This is a genomic window from Stenotrophomonas maltophilia, assembly GCF_001676385.1.
Taxonomy (GTDB): domain Bacteria; phylum Pseudomonadota; class Gammaproteobacteria; order Xanthomonadales; family Xanthomonadaceae; genus Stenotrophomonas; species Stenotrophomonas maltophilia_J.
In genome coordinates, this window is sequence record NZ_LYVJ01000001.1 from 53,483 (window position 1) to 66,359 (window position 12,877).

Consider the following 12,877-nt stretch of genomic DNA (forward strand, 5'->3'; position numbering starts at 1 on the left):
CGGCCTACCGATGGGTCCGAGTCGGATTACTCGAAATTCGAGGTTCCTGGTTCGCGCCATCGAGGCGCATCTACGAGCCAGGGAAGCCGCGCTACCGCCTGGAGCGCCGCCGATGAGGTCGAAGAACTCCAAAGCACTCACGCCAGCCGAAAAGCGGCACGTGGACGCGGTGAAGCTCTTGAAGTGCAGCGTCTGCGACAAGCCTGGTCCCAGCGACGCCCATCACATCAACCAGGGCCAGCACTTCACGACGGTGGCCCTGTGCAAGGACTGCCACCAGGGCAGCTTCAACGGCATCCACGGGCAGAAGCGCATGTGGCTCGTCATGAAGATGGACGAGCTGGCCGCCCTGAACGTCACCCTTTCCCGGCTGCAGCTGAAGGAGGCCGCACGATGATCCACCTCACCCTCCCGTATCCGATCAGCGCGAACCGCTACTGGGCCGTGCGCGTGATCCCGAAGAAGCCGAAGCCGCTGGCGATTACCTACGTGACCGAGGAAGCCAAGGCCTACAAGGCGGCGGTCGGCCACCTGGCCAAGGCGGCGGGCATCCGCGTGCCGGCGACCGGCCGCGTGGTGCTGCACATCAAGCTGTTCCCGCACCGGCCGCAGGACTGGGCGAAGCGCGCACGGAAGGATCCGCACACCTGGGACGACACGGTGCAGTGCATCGACCTCGGCAACTGCGAAAAGGTGGTGTCCGACGCCCTGAACGGCATCGCCTGGGTGGACGACAAGCAGATCCGGCGGACCCTGCTGGAGCGCATGGAGCCGGACGAGAAAGGGGCGCGGCTGGAGGTGGCCATCAAGTATCTGGCAGCCGCGCCGTCCCTGTTCGGGGAGGCCGCAGCATGACCACGGCCGAGGCCCGCACGCGGAAGCGATACAACGCCTACCTGCGCCGGCATGGCCGGTGCGCGGTCTGCACCATGCGTGCCGCCGGCAGTAGCCCGGCGCACTGCAAGGGCTGGCCCGACCGGCAGGGGAGCTGCGACACCGACGGAAAGCTGCCGGTGTTCCGATTCGACGAGAGCGTGCTGGAGGGGATGCGCGATGAATCCTGAGGTGACCCATGGATAAGAAGCAGCTCGAAGCGCGCCTGATCCAGTGGGCGGAAGAGTACGGCGGTGGCCGGTACGAGCACATCGGCTACTCCAGCCGGAACCTGCTTCAGTCCCTGATTGAGCATCAAGGGTTCGTGCCGGGTACCGGTGGCTACCGCGGCATTCTCATCAACACGCCAGGAGACGAAGTCCAATCCGCAGTGCTTGCCATGGAGGCGTATGGCTACATCCGACCCGGTCGGACGCTGCGGTGCGAGTACTTCCTGAAGTCGGCGCCACTGGAACTGAAGCTGCAGAACCTGCGGCGCGCGGGGATCGACATTAAGCGGCCGACCTACTACGACTATCTCGCCATCGCAAAGGCATTCGTGATGGGTCAACTTTCGAAGGAGAACGCAGCATGAAGATGCGCGTATACATGATGATCGCCGACGCCTGCTGTGGTGAGAGCTTCTGCAAGATCGGGGTGACCACCGATCTGGCTGCGCGGGTCAGTGCCGTGCAAACCGGCTGCCCGATGCCGATCACCGATGTGGCCTACCTGGACCTGCCGCGTGGTGCTCGGTCAGCTGAGGCCATGTTCCATGACCAGCTCCGCGCCTATCACACGCAGGGTGAGTGGTTCCGCATGAACCTGTCTGACCCCGTCCACAAGCAGGCGATGAAGGATGCAACGGCCTTGGTCGTAAAGCATTTCGGCGTGAGTGAGACCCGGTGGAAGCACATGAGCCTCGATGCGATCAGGTCGCTGTGCAAGGTGTTGCGTCTAGACAATGTGGCCTAGAAACTTGGCACCATTCGAGAAGTCCCCCCTGAAGCCCTGGCCAGCGCCGGGGCTTCTGCGTTTCCGGGACTGCTTTTCCTGCGGGCGTGGGCCAGAGGTCCAGGCTGCCGGGCTCATAACCCGGAGATTCGCCGGTTCGAATCCGGCCCCCGCAACCACCCACGCCCGTCCGCCCTTACCGGACCAACTCGCCGAGCCTGCCGGGCTGCGGTGACGGGCACCTATCGACCAATCGGGGAGGGCGTCATGCCGAACCGGATCAACCATGGAACCGACATGCGGGGAGAAATCATTGACGCGGTGGGGACCGCAGCCCTGAAGGTCACGCCGCCGGTAACGGTGGCCACGGCCGTCGCATCGGGGTTCACCCTGGACAAGGCGGTGCTGGTGCTGACGGCCATCTACCTGGTCGGTCAGATCGGCTACCTGGTGTGGAAGTGGATCCGCGAATGGCGCCAGGCGCGCCGCGGCGGGGTGATCGGATGAAGGGCAAGGTGATCGGCGGCAGCGCCGCGGCCGTTATCGCCCTGGCCGCCGGAGCGCTGGTGAAGCCGTGGGAGGGCTACTCGCCCACGCCGTACATCGACATGGTGGGCGTCGCCACCCACTGCTACGGCGACGCCAGCCGCCCGGACAAAGCGGTCTACACCGAGCAGGAGTGCGCCGAGAAGCTCAACAGCCGCCTGGGCAGCTACCTGACCGGGATCAGCCAGTGCATCAAGGTGCCGCTGCGCGAACGCGAGTGGGCCGCGGTGCTGAGCTGGACCTACAACGTGGGCGTGGGTGCTGCCTGCCGCTCGACGCTGGTGGGCCGGATCAACGCTGGCCAGCCCGCCGCGGCCTGGTGCCCGGAGCTGGATCGCTGGGTGTACGCCGGTGGCAAGCGCGTGCAGGGCCTGGTGAACCGCCGGGCGGCGGAACGGGCCATGTGCGAGGGACGGTCGTGAACCGCATCGCCGTCGCGGTCGCCGCCTTCGCCCTGTGGTCCGGGGCCATGTTCGGTGCCGGCTGGGCCTGGCGCGGCGACCGGGCAGAGGGCAGGGAAGCCGACCAGCGCGCCGCCGGCGCCGAGGCAGTCGCCGCCCAGGTGAACCAGACCCGTGCCACCGAGCAGAGCAAGGCTCTGCAGCTGGCCACCATCGGAGCGAAGCATGAAGAAGACCGCACTGCGGCCGCGACCGTCCCTGCTGCTGTTGTGGCTGACCTGCGCGCTGGGCGTATCCAGCTGCGCGACGACCTCGCCACCTGCAGCACCAGCCTCCTGTCCCAAGCCGTCGCCGGCGCCGTCGAACGTGATGCGCACGCCGAACTACGAGCAGAGGTTGCGGGAGCTGCTGTTCAAATCGGCCGCGACGCCGACGACCACGTCCGCGCCTGCCAAGCCGTGATCCGGGCGGACAGGGAGCAGTAATGGCACGCCCAAGCAAGTACAGCCAGAAGCTCGCCGAGCAGATCTGCGAACGGCTGGCTGATGGCGAGAGCCTGCGCACCATCTGTAGCGGTAATGGGATGCCCAAGCGCTCGACAGTCTTCCGGTGGCTGACCGAGAACCAGGCATTCCGGGACCAGTACGCGCACGCGCGCGAGGCGCAGGCCGACGCGTATGCCGAGGACACCATCGATATCTCCGACGAGGAGTGCACGATGGTCCGCGCGAGCAAGCACGGCACGGCTGACGATGACGGCGAGGGGAATACGGAGGTTGTCTTCGACCCAACCGCCGTGGCCCGCAATCGCCTGCGGGTGGATGCCAGGAAGTGGTACGCCGGGAAGCTGGCCCCGAAGAAGTACGGCAACAACCAGACGGTTGAGCATCGCGGTCGGGTGACGCTGGAGAGCCTGGTGGCAGGCATCGGCGATGATGCGGAGCAGGAATGAGCGAGTCGGCCACCATCTTGCAGGCCCAGCAGCGCATCCGGCTGTGGCGCGAGGATCCGATCCGGTTCGTTGTGGACAACTTCGAGGTAGAGCCGGACGAATGGCAGCGCGACGCACTGCATCTGCTGGGCGGTCCGCCAAAGCCCAACCGAAAGTTGTGCATGAAAGCATGCACCGGTCCGGGCAAGTCGGCGTCGCTGGCATGGGTGGGCTGGCATCGCCTGGCCTGCTTTGCGGCGAAGGGCGAACACCCCAAGGGTGCGGCGCTGTCGATCACGGCAGACAACCTGAAAGACAACCTGTGGGCTGAGCTGGCCAAGTGGCGCAGCCGCTCGCCGTTCCTGGTGGATGCGTTCGAGTGGACGAAGGAGCGCATCTACGCCAAGGATCACCCCGAGACATGGTTCCTGTCGGCTCGGTCGTTCGCCAAGGATGCGGACGCAGACGCCATCGGCCGGGCGCTGTCAGGCCTGCACAGCCAGTTCCCTTTCATCCTCCTGGACGAGACGGGCGAGATGCCGGCCGCAGTAGGCAAGGCGGCACAGCAGATATTCACCGGTTCACCGACGGATGCTCTGGTGGCCCAGGCGGGCAACCCGACCAGCACTGCCGGCCTGCTCTATGAGTCGTGCGGCAGCGGCAGCTGGCCGGTGATCACCATCACCGCCGACCCGGAAGACCCGAAACGCACTCCGCGCGTCAGCAAGGAACACGCGCAAGAGATGATCGACGAACACGGGCGTGAGAACCCGTGGGTGATGGCGACCATCCTGGGCCTGTTCCCGCCCAGCGGCTTCAACTCGATGATCGGCATCGACGACCTGGAAAAGGCGCAGGCTAGGCACTACCGGCCTGAGCATTACCGCGCTGCTCCGGTAATCCTGGGCGTCGACGTGGCTCGCGAGGGCGACGACAAGAGCGTCATTGCCCGCCGGCAGGGTCAGGTGCTGTTCCCCATGGACAGCATGCGGATCCCCGACACAACGCTGGTGGCGGCGCGTACCTCCACCGAATTTGACAAGCATGAGGCTGACGGGCTGTTCGTCGACGAGACGGGCGGCTACGGCGCTGGCGTGGTGGATGACCTGCGCCGCCGGCAGTACCAGCCGGTGGGCGTGAAGTTCGGCGGCAGCCCAATCGACGCGCGCTACTTCGACAAGCGCAGCGAGATGCTGTTCCTGGCCTGCGAGTGGATTCGATCCGTGGGTGCCATCCCGGTGGACCCCGATCTGCGGGAGGAACTGCTGGCTCTGCGCTTCACGTACCAGAACGACAAGTTCCGGGTCATCCCCAAGGACATGATCAAGAAGCAGCTCGGCCGCTCGCCCGATAAGGCCGATGCGCTGGCGCTGACCTTCGCATACCCGGTGATCCGTCGGCCGCGTGACCCTGAAGGCATGCCCATTGAGGCACGCCACAACGCCGGCCAGCAGGCCGGCGAGCCCTACAACCCGTTGTCCTGAAGGAATCCCCATGTGCAACTCCGCCCCCAAGGTGAAGCCAGTGGCTGCGCCGCCCGAGGTCGCGCCCGAATCGATCGATGAGGCAGCGCTGTCCGAGCGTGACCGCGAACGCCAACGGCAGCGCCTGCGCTACGGCCGCACGTCCACCATCCTGGCCGGCGACACCAGCGCGGCAATGCCGACCGCCTCGGTCAAGACGGCGCTGGGGGGCTGACCACATGTGCACCTCGCGCCAGGTGATCGACCCGGGTGGCCTGCTGTTCGGCGACAAGACCGCCAAGTACGCCGACCCGTTGGGCATCACCAAGACCGCCGTTGGTGACCCGACCGGCCGCGTCCGCCGTGCCCGCAAGGAGGCAGAGGAGGAGCAGCGGACCTACAGCAGCAGCGGCGTGCGCTCGGTTGCGTACCGGTCCGTTGCACCGACGACCACCGCGCTGGGCGGCACGACCCCGCGCAACACCGTGCTGGGGGGCGGCTGATGGACATGATGGAACTGCGGGCGCACTGCCGGCGCCGCAAGAAGGCCATGCAGGATGCGCAGACGGATTGGGTCCCGGACTGGCGGCAGGTGTCCGAGTACGTCGACCCGACCCGTGGGCGCTTCTACGGCGAGAACGACAACAAGCCGCGCAAGCGCAACCGCTCCAAGGTTATCAACAGCACCGCCACCGAGGTACTGCGTGTGATGGCGGCCGGCATGATGTCGCACATGACGCCCAAGGCGCAGCCGTGGTTTCGCGTGACCACGCCCGACCCGGCGATGGCCGAGCAGTTCGGGGTTCGGGTGTGGCTGGACGACGTGGCCGCACGCATCCGCGACGCCCTGGCCAGCAGCAACTTCTACAAGGCCATGCCGGTCGTCTACACCGAGGATGGACTGTTCGGCACGGCCCCGATGCTGATCCTCGATGACCCGCGCGAGGTCGTTCGGTTCTACTCGCTGACCGCTGGCACCTATGCCGTTGGGCTGGATGACCAGCAGCGCGTCGATTCCCTGTGGCGCAGGTACACGAAGACCGCGCGCCAGCTGGAGCAGCGCTACGGGCGGGAGAAGCTCCCGGCGCGCGTGCGCGAAGCCCTACCGAAGAACGGCGACAGCCAGTTCTGGGTCGAGTCTCTGATCGAGCCGAACCCCGACGAGCGCCCCGGCATTGGCCCATTGGGCTTGCAGGCTCCGCAGTACCGCGCCTACCGGGAAGTGGTGTGGATCGACGGGTGCGGCGATGGCGAAAGCGGTGTGATCGACATCGGCGGCCACTACGAGGCCCCGCACGTCGTTGCGCGCTGGAACCCCGTCGCGGAGGACGTTTACTCCACCTCCCCGGCAATCGACTGCCTCGGCGACATCAAGCAGTTGCAGTACCTGGAAGGCGAGAAGCTGCGCCTGATGGAGCAGATGTCCGACCCCACTCTGGGCGCACCGGAGGCGTTGCGGCGCACCGGTGGCGCGCGGCTTCGCAAGGGCGGTCTGATCTACCTGCCGCAGGACTCGGTGAACGCCAACGTGGCCCCGGTCTACACCCCTGACGCCCGCGGCCTGCAGCAGATCCGGGAAGAGATCGCCACCGTCGAACAGCGCATCCAGCGTTCCTTCTTCTACCAGCTGTTCCTGATGCTGGAGGCCCTGGGCGACAAGACCGACCGCACGGCCGCCGAAATCTTCACTCGCAAGGAAGAGAAGGCGGCGGTGCTGGCGCCGACGCTCGAGTCCATCACGGACGAGGTGCTGGATCCGGTGATCATCCGGGTGTTCCGCCTGCTGGAGCGTGCTGGCCGGATCCCCGAGCCGCCGCAGATCCTGGCCTCGGTGCCCTTGAAGATCGAATACACCAGCATCCTGGCCCAGGCCGCAAAGGCAGCTGCAGTTGGTTCCATCGAGCGCACGGTGCAGTTCGTTGCAGGCGTCGCTCAGGCCACTGGCGATCTGTCGGTGATGGACAAGCTTGACACCGACCAGGTTGTCGACGAGTTCAATGCAGCTGTGGGGGGGCCGGCCTCGATGATCCGCGGCGACGACGCAGTGGCGGACCGTCGTGCTGCCCGTGCCCAGCAGCAGCGGCAGCAGCAGCTCGCGGCGGCCGCACAGCCGCTGAAGGACGCGACCCAGGCACTGAAGACCGCAAGCGACACGGTGCCCGAGGAAGGCTCTGCGGCCCAAGCGCTGATCGATGCGATGCAAGGGGCGACCTCATGAGCCGGCCTGGCCGCAGTCAGGAGGACATCGACCAGGAACGCCGCGAGCGCCAGCTGGCCGAGCTGGAGCTTCGCCAGCTGCGTGAGGACATCCGCACCGTGCTGGCTGACCCCGTCGGGCGCCGAGTGGTCTGGGCGTTCCTGCAGGCCATGGGCGTCGACACCAGCGCCTTCAACACCAACGCAATGGCGCAGTCCCGCGCCATCGGACGGCAGGAGGCCGCCCAGTGGTGGCTTCTGGCCATCCGCGACAACTGCCCGGAGCGTGAGGCACAGATGCGCGCCGAGGCCAACAGTGCACTGAAGCGACTGCAGGCGCAGTCGCAGCAACCAGAGGAAACCAACGATGTCGACTGAATCCGCCACCACGACCAGCACCCAAAACTCTGGCGAAGGCGAGGGCAGCAACACCACCACCAGCACCACGGGACAGCAGGGCACCGGCGGCAATGGCCAGTCGGGCACCGAGGGTACGAGGGATGGAGGTGACGCGACGGGCGCGAACGGCAAGGACACCCAGGGTAATGACGGCAAGGCCGGCAAGCCCGACGGTGATACCGCCGCTGGCGCACCGGAGCAGTACGAGGCGTTCAAGGTGCCGGACGGGTTCGTCCTGGAAGGCGACCGCCTCGGACAGGCCACCGAGTTCTTCAAGGCCAAGGGGTGGACGCAGGAACAGGCCCAGGAGGCCATCGACCTGTATACCAGCATGGCCGGCGAGGACGCGGGGGCACTGCAGCAGGCTGTGGAAACACAGCGCCTGCAGCAGATCGAGCAGTGGGGAACGGAAACGAAGCAGCAGCTGGGCAGCAAGTACGACGAGACGGTCAGCCTGGCCACCACTGCTGTCAAGGCGATCAACGATCCCGAGCTGACCAAGGCGTTCAACGAACTGGGATGGGGCAACCACCCGGCCATGGTCAACGCGTTCGCGTTCATGGGCCGCTTCCTGCGGGACAGCCCCATGGATGGCCTCGGTGGTTCGACCACCAGCGCCGCCGGCGAGCGCAGCCTGGGGCAGCGCATGTACCCGGACATGAAGTAACCCCACCGCCACAACCAACCAACCCTCAGCCGCCGCAAGGCGGTTTTTTCATTTCAAGGAGTAAGCCCCATGGCTGTTATCGGAAACACCATGCCGACCCTGCTGGAGGCGTCGAAGCTGTACACCGGCGATGGCACCCCGCTGCCGGTGGCCGAGCTGCTCACCGAGCAGAACCCCATCCTGGACGACATCCCGTGGTTCGAGGCCAACCAGACCACTGGCGAACGCCTGGCGGTGCGTACCGGCCTGCCGTCGGCCGTCTATCGCAAGCTCAACGCCGGTATCCCGGCCAGCAAGAGCCGCTACGCCGACGTGACGGAGTCGACCGGCATGCTCACCTCGCTGGGCAAGATCGACAAGGCCCTGGCCGACCTGTCTCCGAATCCGGCCGACTTCCGGGTGCGCGAGAACATGGGCCACTTCACCGCGATGAACCAGACGTTCGCCGACCGTCTGTTCTACGGTGATACGGACATCAACCCGGAGCAGTTCCTGGGCTTCGCGCCGCGCTTCAGCACCGCTGATCCGGACGATGCCGAGAATGCTGTGCAGCTGATCAACGGCGGCGGCACCGGCACCGACAATGCCTCGATCTGGCTGATCGGCTGGGGCAAGGAAGGCGCCTACGGCATCTACCCGAAGGGTTCGAAGGCCGGTCTGGTCCACCAGGACTACGGTGTCGAGCTGGTCAAGGACGCCGACGGCAACGAGTTCCCGGCCTACCGCGACTGGTTCGAATGGCACCACGGCATCGCCGTGAAGGACTGGCGCAACATCGTCCGCGTCGCAAACGTGGACATGAGCGCCCTGACCAAGGACGCATCTGCGGGCGCCGACCTGATCGACCTGATGGTCCAGGCCGTCGAGCAGATCAACGCACCGGAGGCCGTGAAGCTGGCGTTCTACGTGCCGCGCACCGTCCGCAGCTTCCTGCGCCGCCAGATCACCAACAAGGACAACGTCTGGCTGTCGATGGGCGAAGTGGCCGGCCGCAAGGCGGTCCAGTTCGACGGCATCCCGGTGCGCCGGGTCGACGCCCTGTCGGTCAACGAATCGGCGATCACCTTCCCGTAATCGGGGAGGTGTGCCGCAACCCATCCAACCCGGAGCAACGCAATGATCCTCGACGCACAGAACGAGTTCTCCAACAGCCAGGCGGTCACCGCCACGGCAATTTCCACCAACGTCATCGACACCGGCACCGACCAGAATCCTGTGAAGGATCTGGGCGCGCTGGAGCCGATCTTCCTGGTGGTCCAGGTGGATACCACCTTCGCCGCCGCCGGCGCCGCAACGCTCGCGGTCTCGCTGGAATCGTCCGCCGCCGCTGGCCTGACCTCGGCCAACGTCCACTTCAACACCGGCGCGCTGGCACTCGCGGCCCTCACCGCTGGCACCACGTTGGCGGTGGTGGCGCTCCCCAGTGGTGACTATCTGCGCTACCTGGGCGTGCGTTACACGGTCGGCACTGGCCCGATGACCGCAGGTGCCGTGTCGGCGTTCCTGACGCGCGATCCTCAGCTGTACCGCGCCTACGCGGCAGCCGTCGGCCACTGACGCCCGAAGGCACCAGCGGTGCCCCCACTGAGCCGGCGGCAGTAGTCGCCGGCTCTTCTACAACCGAACAGGAGTCGACGATGTCCGAAGCAACCAGCAAGAGCGCCCAGCGCTCCAACAAGGCCGTGCGCGGCAGCCTGCCCGCCGAAGGCACCAGCGGTGCCCTGTACGAGGTGACCAAACGCAGTCACTTCATCAACGGACGCAGCTATGAACCTGGCGAGAAGGTGTACTGGTCCGGCACCCCGGGCGTACTGCTGAAGCCGCTGAACGAGGAGGCGAAAGCAGCCGTGAAGGAAGCGGATGCGGCACGCGCCAAGGAAAAGGCCGCCGCTGAAGCGAAAAAAGCGCGCTAAACCCCGATCACAGAGGACAGCACGATGAAGCTGGTATCGATGAAGCGGGATTCGGACAAGGACGACAAGGACGACAGCAAGTCATGCTGCGAGAGCGCCCACATCCCTGACTATCCATGGGGCACTCGCCTTTGCCTGGAAGACGAGCAGTTGCAGAAGCTGGGCCTGGAATCGATGCCGGCAGCAGGTGCACGTCTGCAGATCGGCGGCGTGGGCGAGGTGATCGGTTTCCGTGAGGAACAGGTCGACGGCAAGACCAAGCGGACTCTCGACATCCAGATCACCGAGTTGGGTGTTGAGGGGCTTGGCCGGCCCATCGCGCAGCGCATGTACCCGGACAAGGACTGAGCCATGCCCTCGCAAGTCGAAATCTGCAACCTCGCCCTGGGCAAGCTGGCGCAGGACATCACCATCGCGGCGATGTCCGACAGGTCGAAGGAGGCGCGGGTGTTCTCGCGCCTGTGGGAGCCGATGCGCGATCTGGTGCTGGCCGATCGTCCATGGCCGTGGGCGGTGAAGGTGCAGCGCCTTGCCGTTGCTGCTGAGCCCGCCTATCCCGGCTGGGAGATCCGATACGCCAGGCCCAACGACTGCATCACCGCCCTGGCGGTCACGGATGACGCTGGCCTGCGTGCTGGTCGGCGCCTGTCGCTCTGGTGCGAGCCTTACTACCGCCAGCAGCACGGGGTGGCATTCGAACAGGTCTACGGCGACCAGGACACGTCCCTGATGTGCGACCTGCCGGAGGCGTGGCTGGTCTACATCTGCCGGGTGAGCAATACCGAACGGTATCCGCCGCACTTCGTCGAGGCGCTGGCCTGCAAGCTGGCCGAAGAAGCAGCCCCGGCGGTGATCGGTGGCAATGGCTTCTCGAACAAGTCGGGGCTGAAGCAGCTGTACCAGCTGGCCCTGAGCCAGGCAGCGGCGCACGACTTCAACGAATCCGACGAGCCTGGCCACGACATGCCGGCCGCGCAGATGGCGAGGGGCTGAGATGACCCGCATCCTCCAGCCGAGCATGTCCGGCGGCGAGCTGTCGCCCGGCCTGCAGGGCCGCGTCGACATGCTGCGCTATCCGATCAGCCTGGCCACGTGCAAAAACGTAATCACCAAGCCCACCGGCGGCGCGGAGAAGCGCCCCGGTTTGCTGTACCGAGGCAGGACGAAGAGCCCTGTGGCCGCCACGCGGCTGATCCCCTTCATCTATTCGACCGGGGTCAAGTACCTGATCGAGATGGGTTACGGCTACATGCGGTTCTGGGTCAATGGCGCGCTGCTGCGAGACGACCTGGGCGGCATTGTGGAGGTGCCGACCCCATACACCGGCGACATGATCTACGACGTGCGCTACACGCAGTCTGCCGACGTGCTGTACCTCACCCACGTGGACGTGTCGCCCCGGGAGCTACGGCGTACCAGCGCAACCACGTTCGAACTGCGCAGCTTCGAGTTCAGGCGGGGTCCGTTCCGCGCCACCAACTCCAACGACTCGTTCGTGATGGCCGCATCGGGGGTCATCGGCCAGGTGGTCCTGACCTGCAACACCGACGTGTTCAGCGAAGCAATGGTTGGGTCGCTGGTCTACATGGAAGAGCAGGAACTGCGCGGGGTGAAGCCGTGGGTGGCCGCCGAGAAGAACGTGCCCTTGAACGCGTACCGGCGCAGCGACCAGAAGGTGTACCGCTGTGTCAGCGTTCCTGATCTGGCAGGGCTCAGCGGGACGCCGTACTACGTCTGTGGCAGCGTTCGCCCGGTGCACGACAGCGGCCGGGCATTCGACGGCCCGCAGGATGTGAAGTTCGACAACGTCAACGACTACGTGGTCGGGGTCGAATGGGAATACGTGCACGGCGGATTCGGCATCCTGAAGATCGACTCGTTCATTACCGCCAAGCAGGTCAATGCCACGGTAATCGAGCGGATTCCCGACAGCATCACCGGAACGGCGCCAACGCCAGGCGCGACGTGGAACCTGACCGGCAACGGCACCACGACCACCTTCGCCATTGCGGGAGCAACGTCCTCCAGCCAGGCGTCCTACACCGTCACGATCGACGGCGTCCCTGTGGCGGGCAACCCGAACGCCGGCAGCCCGGAGGACGAGTGGTGCGTCGATGCAGATTCCTTCCTGACCGATGGCCGCCGCGCTGGTGAGATCGCGGTCGGGCAGATGCTGGCCTGCTACAACGACCGGCCTGAAGCGCCAGCGGTGATCGAACTGCCAGTGCAGGCGAACCGTGCCGGTAGCGCTGAGTGTCTCCGGCTGGTAACCGCGAGTGGCGCCGCCGTCGTCGCCTCGACCACAACGCCGATGACGCTCCGCGATGGGCGTTGCGTGCGTCTGCCCCAAATGCTGGGCGAGCAGGCACTGGTCCTGCGCGAAGGCGTGCTGGCTTGGGAGGAGGTTGTCAGCCTGGAGCCAGCCGGCACTCGCACGGTGGCCAAGATCAGCGTGCGCGATCAGTGCTACTTCGCTGGTGAGGTGGACGGGGTGTTCATCGCCACCCACAACATCCAGCAGATGAAGCCGTAGG

21 protein-coding genes and 1 tRNA gene are annotated in these 12,877 nt (G+C 66.1%); all 22 read left to right on the forward strand.

Features of this window, described 5'->3' with window-relative positions:
• Nucleotides 1–112 precede the first annotated feature (112 nt).
• The 22 genes from A9K58_RS00345 to A9K58_RS00450 all read left to right on the forward strand — a co-directional run bounded on the left by A9K58_RS00345 (nucleotide 113) and on the right by A9K58_RS00450 (nucleotide 12,876).
• The gene (locus A9K58_RS00345) at nucleotides 113–397 is read left to right on the forward strand and encodes a hypothetical protein (RefSeq protein WP_065197435.1); all 285 of its coding nucleotides are present in this window, start codon (nucleotides 113–115) and stop codon (nucleotides 395–397) included.
• Entirely contained in the window at nucleotides 394–855 is a 462-nt protein-coding gene (locus A9K58_RS00350) for a RusA family crossover junction endodeoxyribonuclease (protein ID WP_065197436.1), read from the forward strand. The genes A9K58_RS00345 and A9K58_RS00350 overlap by 4 nt, the downstream gene beginning before the upstream one ends.
• Complete coding sequence (locus tag A9K58_RS00355; protein ID WP_065197437.1) at nucleotides 852–1,064, forward strand: hypothetical protein; 213 nt, start codon at nucleotides 852–854, stop codon at nucleotides 1,062–1,064. Before A9K58_RS00350 ends, A9K58_RS00355 begins: the two co-directional genes overlap by 4 nt.
• 8 nt (nucleotides 1,065–1,072) lie before the next feature.
• Nucleotides 1,073–1,468: a hypothetical protein gene (locus tag A9K58_RS00360; protein ID WP_065197438.1), complete on the forward strand. Its 396-nt coding sequence runs from the start codon at nucleotides 1,073–1,075 to the stop codon at nucleotides 1,466–1,468.
• Nucleotides 1,465–1,848, forward strand: coding sequence for a GIY-YIG nuclease family protein (locus tag A9K58_RS00365; RefSeq protein ID WP_065197439.1), 384 nt, complete (start codon nucleotides 1,465–1,467; stop codon nucleotides 1,846–1,848). Before A9K58_RS00360 ends, A9K58_RS00365 begins: the two co-directional genes overlap by 4 nt.
• A gap of 79 nt (nucleotides 1,849–1,927) precedes the next feature.
• Nucleotides 1,928–2,006: transfer RNA gene (locus tag A9K58_RS00370), tRNA-Met, on the forward strand.
• An 88-nt stretch (nucleotides 2,007–2,094) separates the two neighbouring features.
• Nucleotides 2,095–2,334: a hypothetical protein gene (locus tag A9K58_RS00375; RefSeq protein WP_225792042.1), complete on the forward strand. Its 240-nt coding sequence runs from the start codon at nucleotides 2,095–2,097 to the stop codon at nucleotides 2,332–2,334.
• On the forward strand, nucleotides 2,331–2,795 hold the full coding sequence (locus A9K58_RS00380; protein ID WP_065197440.1) for a lysozyme: 465 nt from the start codon (nucleotides 2,331–2,333) through the stop codon (nucleotides 2,793–2,795). Before A9K58_RS00375 ends, A9K58_RS00380 begins: the two co-directional genes overlap by 4 nt.
• Nucleotides 2,792–3,259: a lysis system spanin subunit gene (locus A9K58_RS19370; RefSeq protein ID WP_065197441.1), complete on the forward strand. Its 468-nt coding sequence runs from the start codon at nucleotides 2,792–2,794 to the stop codon at nucleotides 3,257–3,259. The genes A9K58_RS00380 and A9K58_RS19370 overlap by 4 nt, the downstream gene beginning before the upstream one ends.
• On the forward strand, nucleotides 3,259–3,726 hold the full coding sequence (locus A9K58_RS00390) for a terminase small subunit-like protein (protein WP_065197442.1): 468 nt from the start codon (nucleotides 3,259–3,261) through the stop codon (nucleotides 3,724–3,726). Before A9K58_RS19370 ends, A9K58_RS00390 begins: the two co-directional genes overlap by 1 nt.
• The gene (locus A9K58_RS00395) at nucleotides 3,723–5,189 is read left to right on the forward strand and encodes a hypothetical protein (RefSeq protein WP_065197443.1); all 1,467 of its coding nucleotides are present in this window, start codon (nucleotides 3,723–3,725) and stop codon (nucleotides 5,187–5,189) included. Before A9K58_RS00390 ends, A9K58_RS00395 begins: the two co-directional genes overlap by 4 nt.
• Before the next feature lie 10 nt (nucleotides 5,190–5,199).
• Nucleotides 5,200–5,403 carry a hypothetical protein gene (locus A9K58_RS00400; protein ID WP_065197444.1) on the forward strand — a complete coding sequence of 68 codons (204 nt, stop codon included), beginning with the start codon at nucleotides 5,200–5,202 and terminating at the stop codon, nucleotides 5,401–5,403.
• Nucleotides 5,404–5,407: 4 nt separating this feature from the next.
• Nucleotides 5,408–5,671: a hypothetical protein gene (locus tag A9K58_RS00405; protein ID WP_065197445.1), complete on the forward strand. Its 264-nt coding sequence runs from the start codon at nucleotides 5,408–5,410 to the stop codon at nucleotides 5,669–5,671.
• Nucleotides 5,671–7,386: a portal protein gene (locus A9K58_RS00410; protein WP_065197446.1), complete on the forward strand. Its 1,716-nt coding sequence runs from the start codon at nucleotides 5,671–5,673 to the stop codon at nucleotides 7,384–7,386. The genes A9K58_RS00405 and A9K58_RS00410 overlap by 1 nt, the downstream gene beginning before the upstream one ends.
• Nucleotides 7,383–7,742: a hypothetical protein gene (locus A9K58_RS00415; RefSeq protein ID WP_065197447.1), complete on the forward strand. Its 360-nt coding sequence runs from the start codon at nucleotides 7,383–7,385 to the stop codon at nucleotides 7,740–7,742. Before A9K58_RS00410 ends, A9K58_RS00415 begins: the two co-directional genes overlap by 4 nt.
• The gene (locus A9K58_RS00420; RefSeq protein ID WP_065197448.1) at nucleotides 7,732–8,430 is read left to right on the forward strand and encodes a hypothetical protein; all 699 of its coding nucleotides are present in this window, start codon (nucleotides 7,732–7,734) and stop codon (nucleotides 8,428–8,430) included. The genes A9K58_RS00415 and A9K58_RS00420 overlap by 11 nt, the downstream gene beginning before the upstream one ends.
• A gap of 69 nt (nucleotides 8,431–8,499) precedes the next feature.
• The gene (locus A9K58_RS00425; RefSeq protein WP_065197449.1) at nucleotides 8,500–9,504 is read left to right on the forward strand and encodes a major capsid protein; all 1,005 of its coding nucleotides are present in this window, start codon (nucleotides 8,500–8,502) and stop codon (nucleotides 9,502–9,504) included.
• Nucleotides 9,505–9,546: 42 nt separating this feature from the next.
• Entirely contained in the window at nucleotides 9,547–9,987 is a 441-nt protein-coding gene (locus A9K58_RS00430; RefSeq protein ID WP_065197450.1) for a Bbp16 family capsid cement protein, read from the forward strand.
• 80 nt (nucleotides 9,988–10,067) lie between these two features.
• The gene (locus tag A9K58_RS00435; RefSeq protein WP_065197451.1) at nucleotides 10,068–10,343 is read left to right on the forward strand and encodes a hypothetical protein; all 276 of its coding nucleotides are present in this window, start codon (nucleotides 10,068–10,070) and stop codon (nucleotides 10,341–10,343) included.
• Between the two features lie 24 nt (nucleotides 10,344–10,367).
• Nucleotides 10,368–10,691: a capsid staple protein gene (gp10, locus tag A9K58_RS00440; protein ID WP_065197452.1), complete on the forward strand. Its 324-nt coding sequence runs from the start codon at nucleotides 10,368–10,370 to the stop codon at nucleotides 10,689–10,691.
• A 3-nt stretch (nucleotides 10,692–10,694) separates the two neighbouring features.
• The gene (locus A9K58_RS00445) at nucleotides 10,695–11,336 is read left to right on the forward strand and encodes a phage connector family protein (protein WP_065197453.1); all 642 of its coding nucleotides are present in this window, start codon (nucleotides 10,695–10,697) and stop codon (nucleotides 11,334–11,336) included.
• 1 nt (nucleotide 11,337) lies between these two features.
• Nucleotides 11,338–12,876 carry a phage tail protein gene (locus tag A9K58_RS00450; RefSeq protein ID WP_065197454.1) on the forward strand — a complete coding sequence of 513 codons (1,539 nt, stop codon included), beginning with the start codon at nucleotides 11,338–11,340 and terminating at the stop codon, nucleotides 12,874–12,876.
• The last annotated feature ends 1 nt before the right edge of the window (nucleotide 12,877 follow it).